Source organism: Flavobacterium sp. WC2421 (genome assembly GCF_040822115.1).
Taxonomy (GTDB): domain Bacteria; phylum Bacteroidota; class Bacteroidia; order Flavobacteriales; family Flavobacteriaceae; genus Flavobacterium.
The window spans coordinates 1,746,620-1,766,106 of sequence record NZ_CP162004.1 but is presented as its reverse complement, the minus strand read 5'-3'; the positions used below and the strand labels follow the sequence as shown (position 1 = coordinate 1,766,106).

Sequence of the window (19,487 nt, the reverse complement as noted above, 5' to 3'; positions counted from 1 at the left end):
ATTACAACATTAAAAAAGAAATTTCTTTTATGGAAATACTACATAATTTCTCCCTAAAAAACTACAATACATTTGGTATAGAAGCCAGTGCAAAACAATTTGTCAACGTACAAAATGTTACTGACCTTACATCTATTTTAAAACAAAATAAAACCGCAAAAAAATTCATACTTGGTGGCGGAAGCAACATGTTGTTAACACAAAACATCAATGCACTAGTACTTCACATTGATTTAAAAGGAAAAAGAATAATCCAGGAAAACGATGATTTTGTTTGGGTGGAAAGTCAAGCTGGAGAGAACTGGCATGAATTTGTATTATGGACTATTGCACAAAATTTTGGCGGACTTGAAAACATGTCCTTAATTCCCGGTAATGTAGGAACAACACCTATCCAAAACATTGGTGCCTATGGAACCGAAATCAAGGACACCTTTGTTTCTTGTAAAGCGATTACGATTGAAAATCAAGAAATAAAAAATTTTATAAAAGAGGAATGTCATTTTGGATACCGTGAAAGCATTTTTAAAAATGTCGCCAAAGATCAATACATCATTACATCTGTAGTATTTAAACTGACCAAACGCAATCATAAAATCAACACTTCTTATGGTGACATTTTGGGAGAACTAGAAAAAAACAACATCACTAACCCCTCATTAAAAGACGTTAGTAATGCGGTAATTGCAATTCGACAAAGTAAATTACCGGATCCAAAAGAACTAGGAAATAGCGGAAGTTTTTTTAAAAATCCAATTCTTTTAAAAACAGATTTCGAGAAAATACATCAACAATTTCCCGAAATGAAATATTACGAAGTCTCTGAAACGGAAGTTAAAGTACCTGCAGGATGGCTTATTGAACAAGCTGGCTTTAAAGGGAAACGTTTTGGTGATGCCGGAATTCATAAGAACCAAGCACTGGTATTAGTCAATTATGGCAATGCCACTGGACAAGAAATTCTAGCAGTATCAAAGACCATTCAAGATACTATTTTTAAGACTTTTGGTATTCATATTGAAGCCGAAGTAAACGTTATTTAGTTTTTATTAAGCATTAATACTAGTTACAAAATGTACACTCCTGATATTTATAAAAATGAGAATCAAGAAGAAATCAAGCAATTTCTTCAAGAAAATAGTTTTGGTATTCTAATCAATCAAACAAACGGGAAACTATGTGCTACTCATATTCCTCTAGAGCTCGATATCAATAAAGACGGAAAACAAATTTTGCACGGGCACATTGCCAAAGAGAACCCGCAATGGAAAGGATTTGAAGAAAACGATAGTGTTTTAGCTGTTTTTTCGGGACCACACAGTTACATTTCCTCATCGTGGTATGACCATGAAAACGTTCCTACCTGGAACTATCTAGCCGTACATGTATATGGGAAAATTAAGATAGTTGAAGGAGAAGAAGCTATAAAATCTTTAAAAAAACTAGTTGACAAATACGAGAAAAACTCAGAAAACCCCATTAGAGTAGAGGACTTATCTTCAAAAACAATGAGGCAAGTCCGCGGGATTGTAGCTTTTGAGATAGAAGTTACAGCAATTGAAGCTACCAAAAAACTATCTCAAAACCGTGATGAAAAAAACTACGAAAACATCATTACAGAGTTAGAAAAAACACAAAATAGAGATTCTATTTCAATAGCAAATGAAATGAAGAAATGCCCTAGATAAATTCTTTTAAAATTCAATAATTTAAAATTAAGAATTCATAATTCTATTCATACCTTTGCACACGATTTAAATAACTCATTAAACTCTGATGCTTATACTGATTCTTTACTTTTTTATTGTTATTGTCGCTATTCAACTTTCGTATTATTTGGGTGTTTTCGGGAAATTTGCTTTTGCAAAAGCGCAAAAAATAACACCTAAAAGAATTCCGATTTCGGTAATTGTTTGTGCCAAAAATGAAGAAGAACATGTAGCGAAATTTATTCCGTTACTAGCAGAACAAAACTATCCTGATTTTGAGATCGTCTTAATAGATGATGCCTCTTGTGATGGTACTTTGGAGCTCTTTGAAGCTTTTGAGAAAGAATATTCTAATATTCGCTTGGTAAAAGTAGAAAACAACGAAGCTTTCTGGGGTAATAAAAAATACGCCCTAACACTGGGTATAAAAGCGGCCAAAAAAGACTATTTGCTTTTTACGGATGCCGATTGTTATCCAACATCGAAAGAATGGATAACCGCAATGAGTTCTCAGTTCACTATGCAAAAAACAATTGTTTTAGGGTATGGCGGATATGAAAAAATCACTAATTCATTACTTAATAAAATAATCCGTTTTGAAACGCTGCTTACTGCTATTCAATACTTTTCCTGGGCAAAAATTGGACATCCCTATATGGGCGTTGGTAGAAACCTTGCGTATAAAAAGGAGGAGTTTTTTAATGTAAATGGCTTTATCAATCACATTCAAGTGCGTTCTGGAGATGACGATTTATTTATTAATGAAGCGGCCACCTCTAAAAACACAACAATTGCTTACACACCAGAAAGTTTCACTTATTCTAAACCAAAAACGTCCTATAAAGATTGGTTAATCCAAAAAAGACGACACATCGCCACAGCCAGTCATTATAAAAAGATAGACCAGTTGCAGCTAGGTGCATTTTATTGTTCCCAATTATTATTTATCATTTTACCAATTATATTGTTGAGTTTCCAGTTCCAGTGGATATTAGTATTAGCATTATTATTCATAAGATATCTATGTGCTTGGATCGTTGTGGGATTTTCGGCAGGAAAATTAAAAGAAAAAGATTTAAAATATTGGTTCCCAGTCGTTGAAATACTACTTATATTCACGCAGATTAATATTTTTATATCTAATATTGTATCAAAACCAGTAAATTGGAAATAACAAATCAAATAGAGAAAGCCAAAAAAGGAGATCAAGCTGCCTTTACCTTTCTTTTGAATCACTATTGGAATGAAGTATATGGTTTCATGCTTAAGCGCACCGAAAATGAAACCAATGCTGAGGATATTACTATTGAAACCTTCTCTAAAGCATTTGACAAAATAGCGTCTTACAATCCAGAATTTCAGTTTAACACCTGGTTAATTAGCATTGCTAAAAATGTACATATTGATTTATTACGCAAAAAAAAATCTAGTCTTTTTGTAGAGATCACTGACAAAGAAGATCAAAAGGCATACAATATAGCAGATACGACCCCATCTGCTGAAGATGAATTGATTACAGAGCAAAATCTTTCTCGCTTATTGCAATTCATCAAAGAATTAAAACCTCACTATCAAGAGGTAATTCAGTTGCGTTATTTTCAAGAAATGAGTTATCAAGAAATTGCCAATGCAATTGACGAGCCATTAAGTAATGTAAAAGTAAAATTGCTTCGCGCCAAAAAATTATTGGCCGAGATTATCAGGGACAAAAGATAATTAATTTTCTATTTTTAGTTAAAAAAATAAACAAATAAAAATTACTTAAGATTATCATTGTTTATTTTTTTAAATATTAACTTTTTTAAACAATAAATTTCCTACCGTTTTCGTTCTGTTAATAAACACCATATGCTTATGATTTAAATGCTACCTAACCATTAAATCCATAAATTATGTCAAAACAAAGCCTTTACGAAGCCAACTGGATTAATCTAGTTTTCGAAAACAGAAACAAAGAATATGGTGCGTATCAACTGCGTAAGGAAAATGCCAAAACTTCTATATTGGCGCTTTTTATGGGAGTACTACTTTGCGCTTCACTTATCAGCATACCCCGAGTTTTAAGTTTTTTTAATCTAATTACTACTGCGACAGCAACAATTATTGAACCCATCGACGAGATCATTCAACTAACAACGGTGCAGCCACAAGTAAAAAAACAGGAAGAAAAGATTCTACCTAAAACTCTTACCCAAAAGCCATTAGAATCCATTGACAAAAAACAACTCACAAATCCTGTTATAGTAAAAGGGCCACTGGCTACTCCAGATCTTGCTACAACTGTTGAAAGCACTACAATAATTAAAAACACAACTGATGGAACTGGAACTATTGGTACTAGCACAACTCCTTCTCAAGGAAATGGCACCGTAATCAGTGCACCAGTAGAGTATGGTGACACTGTAGTAACAACTGCAATTCTAGATAAAATGCCTGAATTTCCAGGCGGAATAAATAAATTCTACAATTATATTGGTAAGAATTTTGAAAGTCCAGAGGTAAATGGAGAAAGTAGCATTCGGATTTATGTTTCATTCGTAGTTGAAAAAGATGGTAGTATGTCTAATATTCAAGTAAAAAACGAGCCAGGTTATGGATTAGGTAGAGAAGCAATACGCGTTTTAAAATCAATGAGAACCAAATGGTCTCCAGGCATGATCAATTCAAAAGCCGTTAGAACCTCTTACAATCTACCCATTACCGTGCAAATGCATTAAATACATTTAGAAAGCAGAACTAGTACGTTCTGCTTTTTTTATTATATAAATAATAGTCAAGCAACTACATCCCTAGCCCAGATAGAAGCGTTATCCTTTTATAAAGGGTACTGTTTTTTAATAGTGCCCTTTATAAAAGATTTAGCGGATAGCTGGAAATAGCTCCTAAAAAACAAAACCTTTTAAAAAAAACTTTCGGTAAGCTTCACAGTTTAAACAGTCTATTTTAAAACAACATTCCTTATCTTTGTACTTTGAAAATTGATTTATGGAAACTGTTTTAGATAATTCTTTACCGACTGCTAAACCAAAATGGCTGAAGGTAAAGTTACCAATAGGAAAAAAATATACTGAGCTTCGAGGCTTAGTTGATAAATATAGTTTAAACACCATTTGCACATCAGGAAGCTGCCCAAATATGGGTGAATGCTGGGGTGAAGGGACTGCTACATTTATGATTTTAGGAAATACTTGTACGCGTTCTTGCGGATTTTGCGGTGTGAAAACTGGAAGACCTGAAACGGTGGACTGGGATGAACCAGAGAAAGTAGCTCGTTCTATAAAAATCATGAACATCAAGCATGCTGTAATTACAAGTGTTGATCGAGACGATTTAAAAGATGGTGGATCTATCATTTGGATAGAAACAGTAAAGGCCATTCGTAGAATGAACCCTAATACGACTTTAGAAACTTTAATTCCTGATTTTCAAGGTATCGAAAGAAATATTGACCGTATTGTCGAGGCCAATCCTGAAGTGGTTTCTCACAACGTAGAAACGGTACGCAGATTGACTCGTGAAGTGCGTATTCAAGCAAAATACGACAGAAGCTTAGAAGTATTGAGATACTTAAAAGAAAAAGGAATAAATAGAACGAAGTCGGGAATTATGTTAGGACTTGGAGAGCAAGAAGAGGAAGTTTTTCAAACCATGAGAGACCTTCGCGCTGCAAATGTTGATGTAGTAACAATAGGTCAATACTTACAACCGAGTAAAAAACACTTGCCAGTTAAAGAATTCATAACTCCGGATCAATTTGCTATTTATGAAAAATTTGGTTTGGAATTAGGTTTCCGACATGTTGAAAGTGGACCACTTGTACGTTCATCATATAAAGCACAGAAACATATTTTATAAGTAGTTGATTTGTTTAATCGGTTAATCGGTTAACCAAATAAACGATTAAACGAATACATTTGAAAACAAGAATTGCCATCAATGGTTTTGGAAGAATTGGGCGAAATTTATTTCGCTTGCTTTTAAACCACCCCTCTATTGAAGTTGTAGCAATAAATGATATTGCAGATACAAAAACAATGGCGCATTTATTAAAATATGATAGTATTCACGGAGTTTTGCCTAACATTGTAAGTGCTGATGAAAAAGGAATTACAGTTGACACTAAGCATTTTTTATTTTTTCATGAGAAAAACATTTCAAATTTAGATTGGAAAAATATAGGCATTGATTATGTTATAGAATCTACGGGTAAATATAAAACGCACGAAGAGCTGAACAGACATATTATTGCTGGTGCAAAAAAGGTGATTCTATCCGCTCCGTCAGAAGTAGATACTATCAAAACAGTAGTTCTAGGAGTAAATGAAAATATTCTTGATGGAACTGAAACCATTATTTCGAATGCAAGTTGCACAACAAATAATGCAGCACCAATGATTAAAATAATAAATGAACTTTGTGGTATTGAACAAGCTTACATCACCACAATTCATTCCTATACAACAGACCAGAGTTTGCACGATCAGCCCCATAAAGATCTACGCAGAGCTCGTGGCGCAAGTCAATCCATTGTACCTACAACAACTGGAGCGGCAAAGGCATTAACGAAAATTTTTCCTTTATTAGAAGGTAAAATTGGAGGGTGTGGTATTCGTGTCCCTGTACCGGATGGCTCATTGACCGACATCACATTTAATGTAAAACGTGCCGTAACAATAAGCGAAATCAATGAAGCTTTTAAATTGGCCGCTCAAGGTGACTTTAAAGGGATCATGGATTATACTGAAGACCCAATTGTTTCAGTTGATATAATTGGAAATAAAAACTCATGCCTTTTTGATGCGCAGTTAACCTCTGTAATTGATAAAATGGTAAAAGTAGTAGGTTGGTATGATAATGAAATTGGATATTCATCTCGAATAATTGATTTAATATTATACACTAAAAACTAATTCGAAAAAAAGCTTTAAATGAAATACTTTTTGGTTTATCTCGTTTTTTTTAATTCATTTCTATACTCTCAAACTAATGAGAGTAAGGATAGTATTGAGTTTTACACAAACTTAGCGCATGAAAATATAAAAAACAACAAATATAAAAACGCCCTTTTTTATACTCAAAAAGCAATAAATTTCAGCGAAACGAGTGGTAGCATAATCGACCAAGCAAATCAAACATTTAAATTAGGGGAGATTTACTATACTTTAAAAAAGTACAATGATGCGATCGAGATTTTTTCAGAAAGCATCGCTTTATTTGAAACTACAAAACCAACCCTGAGTTACGCAAATACTTATTATTATCTTGGACTTTCTCATATTGGAAAATCAAATTATAGCGCAGCCGAAATTTGTTTTAATAAAGCCCAATCTATTTATAACGCATTAAAAATTAACGGCTATGACGACCTTATAAACCTTCAAAAAGGAATTATTTTTAAAAATAAAGGCAATAAAAAAATGGCCTCTTCAATTTTTAATACCATAATTGCAAAACCAGACAACCCTGCATTTTTAAATACAAAAGCCGAAGCCTCTTATCAAATAGGACTCATTGAAGAGGAAAATAATCGCAACAATTTAGCCTTAACTTACTACAATAAGGCATTAGAATTAAATTCAAAACAAGATAATCTTGAACAAAAATCGAATATACTTCTAGCTTTAAGTTCTGTCTACGAAAAAATGTTGGACAAGAGTGATGCCTATGCCTATTTAAAACAGCATTTAAATTTAAAAGAAAGTATTGCAATTTTAAATAATGAAAAACTTGGAATAGACGATTACGAAAATTTCAAAGAAACGCAGCGACTAAAGAAAATTGAAAAAATAAACAAACAAAATTTAGAGAAAGCTAAAACCAATAAATTCTCTAAACTGATAAATATTTTATCCATTTCATTAATCTCAATTTTATCCCTGTTGAGCCTGTCTCTTTATAAGAACAATATTATCCGTAATAAATCCAATTTATTACTAAAGGAAAAAAATAATGAGTTATTAATAGAAAAAGAGAAAACAGAAAAAGCATCTAAAGCAAGATCTGAATTTTTATCTACTGTGAGTCATGAACTGCGTACTCCTTTGAATGCCATAAATGGAATTACCCATTTACTATTAGAAGAGAACCCAAAAAAATCGCAATTGCATTATTTATCTTCTTTAAAATTTTCAGGGAATTACCTAGCCACCTTCATTAATGAAATATTAGAGATTAATAAAATTGATTCGAACAAAGTTGAAATTGAATATATCAACTTCAATATTAAAAATTTACTAGAAGACATAAAAAACTCTTTGAAAGGATTAGCTAAAAGCAACAATATTGACTTTACCTTAGAAATTGATTCAAACATTCCCGATAATTTGATTGGAGATCCAACAAAATTATCACAGATATTTATGAATTTAATCAATAACGCACTTAAATTCACAAAAGATGGAAAGGTAAATGTAAATGCAAAAATGACAGCATTGAAAAACAAAAATGCTGCTTTATTATTTGAAATAACTGACACGGGCATAGGAATACCAAAAGACAAGCAAAAAACAGTATTTGAAAGCTTCTCTCAAGGGTCTGTAGAGATAAATCGTAAATATGGTGGTACTGGTTTAGGGTTAACCATTGTAAAAAAATTAATAAAAATTTTAGGTGGCCAAATAAAGCTAGAAAGTGAACTTGGTAAAGGTTCTAAATTTTCATTTGACTTAAGCTTTAAAGTAGATGACCAACAATTACCAGTTGTTGAAAAGCAAAAAATGTACGAAGACATTATTTTTAAAGATAAAAACATATTATTAGTTGAAGATAATAAAATCAACCAAATGATCACTCAAAAAATGTTAGAATACAAAGGCGTTATTTGTAAAATTATTGACAATGGAGAGGATGCAATTGAATCCGTAAAAAACAATCAATATGATTTAGTTTTAATGGATGTCCATTTGCCTGGGATAAATGGAACTATTGCAACCCAAAAAATCAGAGAATTCAACAAAAGACTTCCTATAATAGCTTTAACTGCAATTTCACTAGATGAAAACAGAGAAATGCTTTTATCTTATGGAATGAATGATGTAATCACAAAACCTTTTGTACCTGAAGAGTTCTATGCTTCAATAGCAAACAACCTTTCAAAGTCTAGTATTTCATAATCAATTCTCTAATTAACTTTCTTACATTAGGTTCTGCATTTTGCGCCGCTTCTAAAACTTCATCATGTGATATACTATCGATGTTATCTTCATCACCAATGTCAGTTATTACTGATATCCCAAAGGTTTCTAAATCCATGTGACGCGCTACAATAACTTCAGGAACAGTAGACATTCCGACACAATCAGCACCTAAAATTTTCACCATTCTATATTCAGCCAAAGTCTCAAAACTAGGACCTTGTAGTCCTAAATAAATTCCGTCTTTCACTTCAATATTTAAATTTAAAGCCAACTCTTTGGCTTTAGCAACCATTTTCCTAGAATAAGGTTCACTCATGTTCACAAATCGAGGTCCAAAACGTTCGTCATTTGCTCCGCGCAAAGGATGTTCGGGTGTGAAATTTATATGGTCTTTTATAATTACAATTTCTCCAATTCTATAATTAGGATTTACTCCACCAGAAGCATTGGAAACAATCAATTTTTTTATTCCCAAAAACTTCAAAACACGAATTGGAAAAGTGACTTCTTTCATAGAGTAGCCTTCATAAAAATGAAAACGCCCTTGCATAGCGACCACTTTTTTGTCTCCAATAGTTCCAAAAACCAATGCTCCTTTATGACCTTGAACTGTGGACACAGGGAAATTTGGAATCTCATTATAAGGTAGCGTAAATTCAACCACAATATCGTCTGTAAAACTCCCTAATCCTGAACCCAAAATCACTCCATACTCTGGATTGAAATGATTAATATTATTTATATAACTAACTGTTTCTTGAACTTGTTCCCACATAATTTAGTATTGTTTTTTTAAACGCTTCACTTTCCCCTAGAAACTTACTTTTAATTGGTAAATAGAAAAGCTTATCTTCAGGAATACTTTCTTTTAATCTAACATAATCCTTTTCGGTAGTAATAATGATTTTATTTAAAGATAAGTTTTTAATTTCTAAAATATCTTTTGGTGCAAAATGATGATGATCTGGAAAAGTTAAACATACTGTATTTTCCTCTTTCAAATAATTAAAAAATGGTTTTGGCTTAGCAATTCCTGCCAATAGCACAGTGTCAATACCTTTAATTTCGCTTACTACTATTTTTTTATTTTTAGAATACACAAAAGTATCATATTCAACTCCTGTAAAATACAGTTCTTGATTGGGTTCCAGTTTTAAATTAGTTCTTATGCTTTGTTTTTCGTCAAGCGAAAGATCTACTGAACACTTAGTTACAATAACAATATTAGCCCTTTTAGCTCCACTCCTACTCTCTCTTAAATTTCCTGTAGGAAGCATAAAATCATCCGAATATAATTCTCCATAAGTGGTTAGCAAAATATAAAAACCTGCTTTTACTTTACGATGTTGGTACGCATCATCTAATAAAATCACTTCTGGTTTTTGCTTTTGCAAAAGTAATTGCTCTATTCCGTTTTTACGATTGGCATCAACAGCAACAAAAATATTTTTAAATTTTTGATAATATTGAAAAGGTTCGTCGCCTAAAATCTCCGCATTAGAAGAAGCGTCGGCCAAAATAAAGCCTTCTGATTTTCTTTTATAGCCTCTACTCAATGTAGCTACTTTATAAGAGTCTGAAAGCAACCGAATTAAATATTCTATCTGTGGTGTTTTCCCGGTTCCCCCAACACTTAGATTCCCTACAACAATAGTGGGCAAATCAAAAGAGTAGGATTTCAAAACTCCTTTATCATACAGAAAATTCCGAATACTCGTGATCAAACCATATATAATGGCAAAAGGAAAGAGTATTTTTCTCAGTAAATTCATTTTACGAAAGTATAATAAATTATCTTTGAAATAAATATTTTGTCTCTTTTGTTTAAAGTTTAAAGAGAGTCAATCATCAAAATTCAAACTGAAAACGCTAAACTCAAATACCATGAAAATAAAAGAAATCCTTTTAGTACTGGAAGAAATGGCTCCACTCGCCTATGCTGAAGATTTTGACAATGTGGGTTTGTTAGTTGGTAATCAAGAAACCGAAGCTACTGGAATTCTAGTTTGTCATGACGCATTAGAAAATGTAATTGAGGAAGCCATTGCTGAAAAATGCAATTTGGTTGTTTGTTTTCATCCCATACTTTTCTCCGGTTTAAAAAAAATCACTGGAAAAAATTACGTAGAACGAACTGTGATCAAAGCGATAAAAAATGATATTGCCATTTATGCTGTGCATACTGCTTTAGACAACCATCCCGATGGCGTAAATAAAATATTTTGTGATGCCCTTGGGTTGAAAAATTCCAAAATCTTAATTCCAAAACAAAATTTCATTCGTAAACTAGTCACCTACACTATTCCAGAAAATGCCGAAAAAGTGAGAAATGCACTTTTTGATGCTGGTGCAGGACAAATAGGGAATTATGAAGATTGCAGTTTCAACTCTAAGGGGATTGGTACTTATATGGGCAATGAACATAGCAATCCACAATTAGGAGAACGCTTTGAATTTGTAGAAGGAGAGGAAATCAAAATTGAAGTTACTTTTGAAAAATATTTAGAATCAAAAATCTTAAAAGCCCTTTTTAAAAGTCATGCATATGAAGAAGTGGCTTATGAAGTGTATGAACTTCAAAATAAACATCAAAACATCGGATTAGGAATGATTGCCGAATTTGAAGTTCCCATGGATGAAAAAGATTTTTTAAATTTAGTAAAAGAAAAAATGCTATCCGATGGAATTCGACATTCTACATTTACAGGAAAGCCAATAAAAAAAGTGGCTGTACTGGGAGGATCTGGCAGTTATGCCATAAAAAATGCAATTTCAGCTGGAGCTGATGCATTTTTGACGGCCGATTTGAAGTATCATCAGTTTTATGAAGCCGAAAATCGACTACTTTTGGCAGATATTGGACATTTTGAGAGCGAACGCTATACAAAAAATTATATTGTTGATTTTCTTCGGAAAAAAATCCTTAATTTTGCAATCATTTTATCTGAAGAAAATACAAATCCAGTTAAGTACTTATAAGAATATGGCGAATACGAAAGAATTAAGTGTTGAGGACAAGTTAAGAGCAATTTACGATTTACAATTGATTGACTCTAGAATTGACGAAATTAGAAATGTAAGAGGTGAACTTCCTCTTGAAGTGGAAGATCTAGAAGATGAAGTTGCTGGTTTAAGCACCCGTTCTGAAAAATTGAAAAGCGAACTTGAAGTAATCGAGGACCTTATCAAATCAAAAAAGAATGCAATTGACGAGCACAAAGAGAGCATTAAAAAGTACACAAAACAACAAGAAACTGTTCGTAACAACAGAGAATTTAACTCTTTAACAAAAGAAGTTGAGTTTCAAGAACTTGAAATTCAATTAGCTGAAAAGCATATTAAAGAAATGAAAGCTTCGATCGAACATAAGAAAGAAGTAATCTCTCAGTCAAAAGAAAGATTAGAAGTAAAATCTAATCATTTGAAACATAAAAAATCTGAGTTAGATGCTATCATGGCAGAAACTGCTAAGGAAGAAGCATTTTTAACAGAGAAATCTGGTGAATACCAAAACCTTATCGAAGAAAGATTATTAGCAGCTTACACTAGAATTAGAACTAGCGTTCGTAATGGTTTAGCAGTTGTATCTATCGAAAGAGGAGCTTCGGCAGGTTCATTCTTTACTATCCCACCACAAACTCAAGTGGAGATAGCTTCAAGAAAAAAAATCATCACTGATGAGCATTCAGGAAGAATATTAGTCGACAGTTTATTAGCCGACGAAGAAAAAGAGAAAATGGAAAAGTTATTTTCTAAATTTTAATTATATTTAAGTCCCGATTCACATCGGGACTTTTTTATTATGAAAAAAACACTCTACTTCCTTTTTACAAAGTCTATCGGATTATACATTAATTTTTTAAGTTTTGTATCTCCTGATAAAGCCACACAATTAGCCTACTCTCTTTTTAGTGAACCCAGAGAAGGCAGGTTAACCAAATCAAAACTTCCCAAAATCCTTCGCGAAACCGAAAGCAGAACGTTTAAACATAACGATGAATATTTCCAAACTTATACTTGGAAGGGAAATGACACTATTATATTACTAGTACATGGATGGGAAAGTAATGCTTCACGCTGGAAAAAAATGCTCCCTTATTTAAAAGAATCAGGAAGTACTATAATTGCAATAGATGGTCCAGCCCACGGATTGTCTAGCGGAAAAGAATTCAACATCCCTCAATACGCCACATTTATAGATATTGTAGTCCAAGAATTCAAACCACAGTATCTTATTGGGCATTCTCTAGGTGGAAAAACTTGTTTGTATTATCAGTCTAAATATCAAAATGACAGTATTGAAAAAATGGTGATTTTAGGAGCGCCTAGCGATTTTAAAATTATTCTCAATAACTATATCAAGATGCTTAGCTTGAACTCTACCATTTCTAAAGGTCTAGAAACACATTATTTAGACCATTTCAAACTTCAGCTAGAACATTTCTCTGGAAAAATATTTGCATCTAAAATAAAGACCAAAGGACTCATTGCTCACGATACTGAGGATACGGTTGTTTTATTTGAAGAAGGAAAAAAAATTGCCAGTACTTGGAAAGATTCCATTTTTATTGAAACAAATGGTTTGGGGCATAGCTTACATGGTGATGAATTATACAAAAAAGTTTCGGAATTTTTATTCGAATCTAAATAGTCCCACACGATCCCTTTCCGACTCTTTTTATCAACTTAAGCAAATAAACAAACTACCAGATAAACGATTACACAATTTAGTGTTACTTTTGCACTATGGAAGAAAATCTAAAACGCCTCAACAAATTCATCGGAGAAACCGGTTATTGCTCCCGTCGTGAGGCAGACAAAATAATTGAAGAAGGTCGTGTAACCATCAATGGAGTTGTCCCTGAGCTAGGAACAAAAGTTTCCCCCGATGACGAAGTGCGTATAGACGGCAAACTCATCCGTGAAAGAAATGAAAAACCGGTTTATCTTGCTTTCTATAAACCTGTAGGAATTGAATGTACTACAAACCTAGACGTTCGCAATAATATTGTGGATTACATCAATTATCCTAAACGTATTTTCCCTATTGGCCGACTAGATAAAGCCAGTGAAGGATTGATTTTCATGACTAATGATGGTGATATTGTAAACAAAATACTTCGCGCTAGAAACAATCACGAAAAAGAATATACGGTAACCGTAAACAAACCTATCACCGATCGATTTATTGAAAGAATGGGAAATGGAGTACCCATTTTAGACACAGTTACCCGAAAATGTAAAGTAGAGCAAATCAGTAAATACATTTTTAAAATTATACTTACCCAAGGATTAAATCGTCAAATCCGTAGAATGACCGAATATTTAGGGTATGATGTAACAGCATTAAAACGCATCCGAATTATTAATATTTCCCTAGATGTACAAGTAGGAAGATACCGCGATTTAACCGATGCCGAAATAAAAGAATTAAATGAGCTTATTGAGCCTTCTAGTAAAACAGAAGAAGCAAGTTTACCAAAAGCAGAACCTGCTAAAAGACGAACAGAATTTATCAAAAGAGACGATCCTAGATTTAAGAAAAGAGGGGATTATTAGTTTTAAAAAAAATATACACTTAAAGAAAAAACACAAATTTCACTAATTTACACGAATTGTTTTGTGTAAATTAGTGAAATTTGTTTTTAATTTATTTTCGAAATTGTTTTACTGAATTCTCCTCCTTCTTGCTTTAACGATTTTATCATCAATTAAAACGGCCTCATAGATTTGTTGTTTCAATGATTCAACATCAATTTCTTTAGTAGAAGTAAAAATCAATTTTGAAGCAAATTTTGCTGTAGCAAAAGTCTCATCTAAGAAATTATCACCTTTACAAAAACCTATTGCAACACCAGTAGTTACTTTTCCCCATGGAACGGAAGCGGGCCATATATAACAAATTCTAGAATGACGATAATAAAAAGGGACATTGTAAGCCAATTTCTCTTTTAAATCTGGCATACATTCTAAAATAATTTTACGTAGAAAAAGGACAATTTCTATTTCCTCTTCTGGTAGCTGATCTAGAAATTCATCAATAGAACCAAACTGTATTCCTTGTGGGTTTCCCATAATAAAAAAGCCTATCCGTCGCGGCGAATAGACTGTATGTTTTTTTAACTGTTTCTAGCTATTTTCATTTCCCTTGCCAATAGCGTATTTTTCAATAACATGGCAATAGTCATTGGTCCTACTCCTCCCGGAACCGGAGTGATGAAAGAAGATTTTTTACTTACCTCATCAAAATCGACATCACCCGTGATTACATATCCTTTAGGGTGTGAAGCATCTGCAACTCTAGTAATTCCAACATCAATAACTACAACACCTTCTTTTACCATATCCGCTTTTAAGTAATTAGGAACTCCTAATGCCGTAATGATAATATCAGCGTTTTTTGTAAATTCTTCAATATTTTTAGTTCTACTGTGAGTCAATGTTACTGTTGAATCACCAGGATATCCTTTACGACTCATCAAAATACTCATTGGTCGTCCCACAATATGGCTACGCCCAATAACTACAGTATGTTTCCCCGATGTTTCTACTTTATAACGCTCTAATAATTGCATGATTCCGAATGGAGTAGCCGGTAAAAACGTTTCCATTTCCAAAGCCATTTTTCCAAAATTAGCAGGATGAAAACCATCCACATCTTTATTAGGATCTATTGCCATCAAAATCTTTTGCTCATCAATATGTTTAGGCAAAGGCAATTGAACGATGTATCCGTCTAAATCGTCATCGGCATTCAATTCTTTTATTTTTTCTAACAATTCAGCCTCTGTAGTAGTTTCTGGCAAACTTACTAAAGTAGAGTCAAAACCAATTTGCTGACATGAACGCACTTTACTACCAACATAAGTTAAACTAGCCCCATCATTACCAACTATAACTGCTGCTAGATGCGGTACTTTGCCTCCATTGTTTTTTATCTTTTGTACTTCGGCAGCGATTTCGCTTTTAATATCTTCTGCTGTTTTCTTTCCGTCTAGTAGTTGCATTTTAATTTAGTTTAAAAAGTTTAAAGTTTACAATTTAAAGTTTCTCGGATCGCCTTTAATTTAAAACCTTAAAAAATAGTTTTGTTTTACTGCTTGTTTACACTATTAAAAAAGGTTTAAAACTTCAATACCTTGAAATTTCAAACCTAAGTCTTAATTTATCTTTGCATTCCGCCAGGCATTCCGCCTTTCATCCCACCCATCATTTTCATAAGATTTTTTCCTCCTGGACCTTGCATCATTTTCATCATCTTGCTCATTTGCTCAAATTGTTTCATCAATTGATTTACTTGCTCAATTTTTGTCCCTGAACCTTTGGATATTCTAGCTTTCCTTTTCACGTCTATAAGAGCTGGTTTGCTTCTTTCAGCAGGAGTCATTGAATGAATAATTGCTTCAATATGCTTGAATGCATCATCTTCAATTTCTACATCTTTCATCGCTTTTGAAGCACCTGGTATCATTCCTACCAAATCCTTCATATTACCCATTTTCTTTACTTGCTGAATTTGAGATAAGAAATCATCAAAACCAAATTCATTTTTAGCAATTTTCTTTTGGATTTTTCTAGCTTCTTCTTCGTCAAATTGTTCTTGCGCTCTCTCCACCAAAGACACAACATCTCCCATCCCTAAGATACGCTCCGCCATACGAACTGGATAGAATACATCAATAGCATCCATTTTTTCTCCTGTTCCTACAAACTTGATTGGTTTATTGACAACAGTTTTAATAGAAAGTGCAGCTCCACCACGTGTATCTCCATCTAATTTAGTCAAGATTACACCATCAAAATTTAAGATATCGTTGAATGCTTTTGCAGTATTCACAGCATCTTGACCAGTCATGGCATCCACAACAAATAAAGTTTCCTGTGGCTGAATTGCTTTATGAACACGAGCAATCTCGTCCATCATCTCTTTGTCAACAGCAAGACGACCTGCTGTATCGACAATTACTACATTGAAACCATTTGCTTTTGCATGCTTGATTGCATTTTGAGCAATTTCAACTGGGTTTTTATTTTCTGGCTCTGAGTATACCTCAACACCTATAGAATCTCCCACTACATATAATTGCTGGATCGCCGCAGGACGGTAAATATCACAAGCAACCAAAAGTGGTTTTTTATTCTTTTTTGTCAATAAATAATTAGCTAGTTTTCCAGAAAAAGTAGTTTTACCAGAACCTTGCAAACCTGACATTAAAATTACTGTAGGTGTTCCTGAAAGATTAATTCCAGCAACATCTCCACCCATTAATTCAGTTAACTCGTCCTTAACTAATTTTACCAATAACTGTCCTGGCTGTAAAGTCGTTAAAACGTCTTGTCCAAGTGCTTTTTCTTTTACTCTTGTAGTAAAATCTTTGGCAATTTTAAAATTCACATCGGCATCAAGTAAAGCACGACGCACTTCTTTTAAAGTTTCGGCTACGTTTACTTCGGTGATTTTTCCGTGCCCTTTTAATATATGAAAGGCTTTATCTAGTTTATCGCTTAAATTATCGAACATGTCATTGTTGTTTTAGGAATTGCAAATATAATATAAAGTTAGAAAGGTACAAAGGTTCTGAGACACAAAGGAACAAAGGAAAATAGTTCTTTTGAAATACTGATTTTTTCTTTGCAGTTTTTGGTTTTGCGTTAGGGATAGAAGTGAAAATCCTCCCGATTTTTTGCGGGAGATTATAACGGATAGCCCGACCCTGAAGATTTTTCTTCTTCAGGGTAACGCCCCAATATAGTTACATTCTCTCAGGAACATTAATTCCTAACAATCTAAAAGAAGCAGCAATGGTATCGGCTACTTTTTTAGACAATTGTACTCGGAATGTTTTTTTACTCAATTCTTCTTCACCTAAAATAGGAACTGCTTGATAGAATGAATTGTATTCACGCACCAAATCATAAGTATAATTTGCCAATAAAGCTGGACTGTGATTATGAGCCGCATTTTGAATTACCTCTGGAAACAATTCCAGTTGTTTCAACAATTCCTTTTCTTTTTCGTGAAGGGAAACTGCTTCGGATTTATTAGAAAAATCAAAATTTGCTTTGCGAATTATTGATTGAATTCTAGCGTACGTATATTGAATAAACGGACCTGTATTACCTGCAAAATCAACTGATTCTTCAGGATTAAAAAGGATTCGTTTTTTAGGATCTACTTTTAAAATATAATATTTCAATGCACCAAGACCAATTGTATTGTATAAATTGGTTTTTTCTTCAGGTGAATAGCTGTCTAATTTCCCAAGGTCTTCGGCGATTTTTTGAGCTGTAGTGGTCATTTCATTCATCAAATCATCAGCATCAACTACAGTTCCTTCGCGGCTTTTCATTTTACCAGAAGGCAAATCAACCATTCCGTAAGACAAGTGGAAAAGATTTTTTGACCAGTCAAAACCTAGTTTTTTCAAGATAAGAAACAACACTTTGAAATGATAATCTTGTTCATTCCCTACAGTATAGACCATCCCACCTACATCTGGGTAGTCCTTTACACGTTGAATCGCAGTACCAATATCTTGCGTCATATATACTGCTGTTCCATCTGAACGAAGAACAATTTTACGGTCTAAACCTTCATCAGTCAAATCAATCCAAACAGAACCATCGGGATCTTTTTCGAATACGCCTTTCTCTAATCCAATTTGTACGACATCTTTCCCTAATAAATAGGTATTGCTTTCATAATAAAAACAATCAAAATCGACTCCTAGATTTTTATAAGTAATAGCAAAACCATCATAAACCCATTGATTCATTTTTTTCCAAAGTGAAATCACTGCTTCGTCACCCGCTTCCCATTTTAAAAGCATTTCTTGTGCTTCTAGAATAATTGGCGACTGCTTCTTGGCTTCGTCTTCTGTTTTTCCCTCGCTCATTAATTGAGCTATTTCTACTTTGTATGCTTTATCAAAAGCTACATAATAATTACCAACTAGTTTATCTCCTTTTTGGCCTGTAGATTCAGGAGTTTCTCCATTTCCAAATTTCTGCCAAGCCAGCATCGATTTACAAATATGAATTCCTCTATCGTTGATAATTTGAGTTTTATAAACTTTTTTACCTGAGGCTTTAATAATTTCAGCAACAGAATATCCTAATAAATTATTACGAACATGACCTAAATGCAAAGGCTTATTAGTGTTTGGAGAAGAATATTCTACCATTACCGCTTTTTCATCTGGATTTGGAGTGACGAAACCAAATTTTTCATTGTCTTTAATTTCATTAAAGAAATTCAGGTAATATTCATCCGAAATAACAATATTTAAAAATCCTGAGACTACATTAAAACGACTTACATCACTTACGTTTTCAACTAAATAGTTACCAATTTTATTTCCTAATTCTACAGGATTGCTTTTTACCACTTTTAATAATGGAAAAATAACCATGGTAATATCTCCTTCAAATTCCTTCCGAGTAGTTTGAAATTCAACTTTGTCAATTGTAATGTCAAATAAAGCGAGAATTGCTTTTTCTATAGAAGGCGTAAGAATTTGTGATAATGTCATTTTATATGTTTGTTATGAACTTGCAAAGATAGTATTTAATTAGAAAAATCATTTAGAAAATTAATATTGAAACCCATTATAGAATTCCTTAACTTTATATTCTAAACAAG

General features: G+C 33.0%; 18 protein-coding genes. 12 read left to right on the top strand and 6 right to left on the bottom strand.

Translation table 11 applies throughout. The features are described from left to right. Positions 1-29: 29 nt before the first annotated feature. The 8 genes from murB to AB3G33_RS07500 all read left to right on the top strand — a co-directional run bounded on the left by murB (position 30) and on the right by AB3G33_RS07500 (position 8,821). A complete protein-coding gene (gene murB / locus AB3G33_RS07535; protein WP_367773830.1) occupies positions 30-1,043 on the top strand; it encodes a UDP-N-acetylmuramate dehydrogenase in 1,014 nt (337 codons plus the stop codon). A gap of 30 nt (positions 1,044-1,073) precedes the next feature. Further along, a complete protein-coding gene (locus AB3G33_RS07530) occupies positions 1,074-1,688 on the top strand; it encodes an FMN-binding negative transcriptional regulator (protein ID WP_367773829.1) in 615 nt (204 codons plus the stop codon). An 88-nt stretch (positions 1,689-1,776) separates the two neighbouring features. Next, positions 1,777-2,883: a glycosyltransferase gene (locus tag AB3G33_RS07525; protein ID WP_367773827.1), complete on the top strand. Its 1,107-nt coding sequence runs from the start codon at positions 1,777-1,779 to the stop codon at positions 2,881-2,883. Beyond that, the gene (locus tag AB3G33_RS07520) at positions 2,874-3,425 is read left to right on the top strand and encodes an RNA polymerase sigma factor (RefSeq protein WP_367757518.1); all 552 of its coding nucleotides are present in this window, start codon (positions 2,874-2,876) and stop codon (positions 3,423-3,425) included. Before AB3G33_RS07525 ends, AB3G33_RS07520 begins: the two co-directional genes overlap by 10 nt. Positions 3,426-3,601: 176 nt before the next feature. Next, a complete protein-coding gene (locus tag AB3G33_RS07515) occupies positions 3,602-4,426 on the top strand; it encodes an energy transducer TonB (protein WP_367773825.1) in 825 nt (274 codons plus the stop codon). Positions 4,427-4,694: 268 nt separating this feature from the next. After that, complete coding sequence (gene lipA / locus AB3G33_RS07510) at positions 4,695-5,564, top strand: lipoyl synthase (protein ID WP_367773823.1); 870 nt, start codon at positions 4,695-4,697, stop codon at positions 5,562-5,564. 59 nt (positions 5,565-5,623) lie between these two features. Continuing rightward, on the top strand, positions 5,624-6,619 hold the full coding sequence (gap, locus tag AB3G33_RS07505) for a type I glyceraldehyde-3-phosphate dehydrogenase (RefSeq protein ID WP_367773821.1): 996 nt from the start codon (positions 5,624-5,626) through the stop codon (positions 6,617-6,619). Between the two features lie 18 nt (positions 6,620-6,637). Further along, positions 6,638-8,821: an ATP-binding protein gene (locus AB3G33_RS07500; protein WP_367773819.1), complete on the top strand. Its 2,184-nt coding sequence runs from the start codon at positions 6,638-6,640 to the stop codon at positions 8,819-8,821. Here AB3G33_RS07500 and AB3G33_RS07495 read toward each other — a convergent pair. Together AB3G33_RS07495 and lpxK are read right to left on the bottom strand one after the other, a co-directional pair. Next, positions 8,808-9,620 carry a purine-nucleoside phosphorylase gene (locus AB3G33_RS07495; RefSeq protein WP_367773817.1) on the bottom strand — a complete coding sequence of 271 codons (813 nt, stop codon included), beginning with the start codon at positions 9,618-9,620 and terminating at the stop codon, positions 8,808-8,810. The genes AB3G33_RS07500 and AB3G33_RS07495 overlap by 14 nt on opposite strands. After that, positions 9,592-10,617 (bottom strand): tetraacyldisaccharide 4'-kinase, encoded by a 1,026-nt coding sequence (lpxK, locus tag AB3G33_RS07490; RefSeq protein ID WP_367773815.1) that lies wholly within the window; start codon positions 10,615-10,617, stop codon positions 9,592-9,594. The genes AB3G33_RS07495 and lpxK overlap by 29 nt, the downstream gene beginning before the upstream one ends. A gap of 112 nt (positions 10,618-10,729) precedes the next feature. Between lpxK and AB3G33_RS07485 the strand changes: the two genes are divergently transcribed. The 4 genes from AB3G33_RS07485 (at position 10,730) to rluF (ending at position 14,404) form a co-directional block, all read left to right on the top strand. Continuing rightward, positions 10,730-11,824, top strand: coding sequence for a Nif3-like dinuclear metal center hexameric protein (locus AB3G33_RS07485; protein ID WP_367773813.1), 1,095 nt, complete (start codon positions 10,730-10,732; stop codon positions 11,822-11,824). Between the two features lie 4 nt (positions 11,825-11,828). Beyond that, positions 11,829-12,608, top strand: coding sequence for a zinc ribbon domain-containing protein (locus tag AB3G33_RS07480; protein WP_367757503.1), 780 nt, complete (start codon positions 11,829-11,831; stop codon positions 12,606-12,608). 39 nt (positions 12,609-12,647) lie between these two features. Then, positions 12,648-13,496, top strand: coding sequence for an alpha/beta fold hydrolase (locus tag AB3G33_RS07475; RefSeq protein WP_367773811.1), 849 nt, complete (start codon positions 12,648-12,650; stop codon positions 13,494-13,496). Positions 13,497-13,591: 95 nt separating this feature from the next. After that, a complete protein-coding gene (gene rluF / locus AB3G33_RS07470; protein WP_367757500.1) occupies positions 13,592-14,404 on the top strand; it encodes a 23S rRNA pseudouridine(2604) synthase RluF in 813 nt (270 codons plus the stop codon). 108 nt (positions 14,405-14,512) lie between these two features. Here the strand turns inward: rluF and AB3G33_RS07465 are convergent, their stop codons facing one another. The 4 genes from AB3G33_RS07465 to argS form a co-directional block, all read right to left on the bottom strand. Next, positions 14,513-14,920, bottom strand: coding sequence for a DUF1801 domain-containing protein (locus AB3G33_RS07465; protein ID WP_367773808.1), 408 nt, complete (start codon positions 14,918-14,920; stop codon positions 14,513-14,515). Positions 14,921-14,964: 44 nt separating this feature from the next. Next, entirely contained in the window at positions 14,965-15,852 is an 888-nt protein-coding gene (locus tag AB3G33_RS07460; protein ID WP_367757496.1) for a bifunctional 5,10-methylenetetrahydrofolate dehydrogenase/5,10-methenyltetrahydrofolate cyclohydrolase, read from the bottom strand. Between the two features lie 158 nt (positions 15,853-16,010). Next, on the bottom strand, positions 16,011-17,366 hold the full coding sequence (gene ffh, locus AB3G33_RS07455) for a signal recognition particle protein (RefSeq protein ID WP_367773806.1): 1,356 nt from the start codon (positions 17,364-17,366) through the stop codon (positions 16,011-16,013). 232 nt (positions 17,367-17,598) lie between these two features. Beyond that, entirely contained in the window at positions 17,599-19,377 is a 1,779-nt protein-coding gene (argS, locus tag AB3G33_RS07450; protein WP_367773804.1) for an arginine--tRNA ligase, read from the bottom strand. Positions 19,378-19,487: the final 110 nt, after the last annotated feature.

Excerpts from the sequence above, each read along its gene's own strand:
- murB (WP_367773830.1), top strand. The coding sequence starts at position 30 with ATGGAAATACTACATAATTTCTCCCTAAAAAACTACAATACATTTGGT.
- AB3G33_RS07530 (WP_367773829.1), top strand. The coding sequence starts at position 1,074 with ATGTACACTCCTGATATTTATAAAAATGAGAATCAAGAAGAAATCAAG.
- AB3G33_RS07525 (WP_367773827.1), top strand. The coding sequence starts at position 1,777 with ATGCTTATACTGATTCTTTACTTTTTTATTGTTATTGTCGCTATTCAA.
- AB3G33_RS07515 (WP_367773825.1), top strand. The coding sequence starts at position 3,602 with ATGTCAAAACAAAGCCTTTACGAAGCCAACTGGATTAATCTAGTTTTC.
- lipA (WP_367773823.1), top strand. The coding sequence starts at position 4,695 with ATGGAAACTGTTTTAGATAATTCTTTACCGACTGCTAAACCAAAATGG.
- AB3G33_RS07500 (WP_367773819.1), top strand. The coding sequence starts at position 6,638 with ATGAAATACTTTTTGGTTTATCTCGTTTTTTTTAATTCATTTCTATAC.
- AB3G33_RS07495 (WP_367773817.1), bottom strand. The coding sequence starts at position 9,620 with ATGTGGGAACAAGTTCAAGAAACAGTTAGTTATATAAATAATATTAAT.
- lpxK (WP_367773815.1), bottom strand. The coding sequence starts at position 10,617 with ATGAATTTACTGAGAAAAATACTCTTTCCTTTTGCCATTATATATGGT.
- AB3G33_RS07485 (WP_367773813.1), top strand. The coding sequence starts at position 10,730 with ATGAAAATAAAAGAAATCCTTTTAGTACTGGAAGAAATGGCTCCACTC.
- AB3G33_RS07480 (WP_367757503.1), top strand. The coding sequence starts at position 11,829 with ATGGCGAATACGAAAGAATTAAGTGTTGAGGACAAGTTAAGAGCAATT.
- AB3G33_RS07475 (WP_367773811.1), top strand. The coding sequence starts at position 12,648 with ATGAAAAAAACACTCTACTTCCTTTTTACAAAGTCTATCGGATTATAC.
- rluF (WP_367757500.1), top strand. The coding sequence starts at position 13,592 with ATGGAAGAAAATCTAAAACGCCTCAACAAATTCATCGGAGAAACCGGT.
- AB3G33_RS07465 (WP_367773808.1), bottom strand. The coding sequence starts at position 14,920 with ATGGGAAACCCACAAGGAATACAGTTTGGTTCTATTGATGAATTTCTA.
- AB3G33_RS07460 (WP_367757496.1), bottom strand. The coding sequence starts at position 15,852 with ATGCAACTACTAGACGGAAAGAAAACAGCAGAAGATATTAAAAGCGAA.
- ffh (WP_367773806.1), bottom strand. The coding sequence starts at position 17,366 with ATGTTCGATAATTTAAGCGATAAACTAGATAAAGCCTTTCATATATTA.
- argS (WP_367773804.1), bottom strand. The coding sequence starts at position 19,377 with ATGACATTATCACAAATTCTTACGCCTTCTATAGAAAAAGCAATTCTC.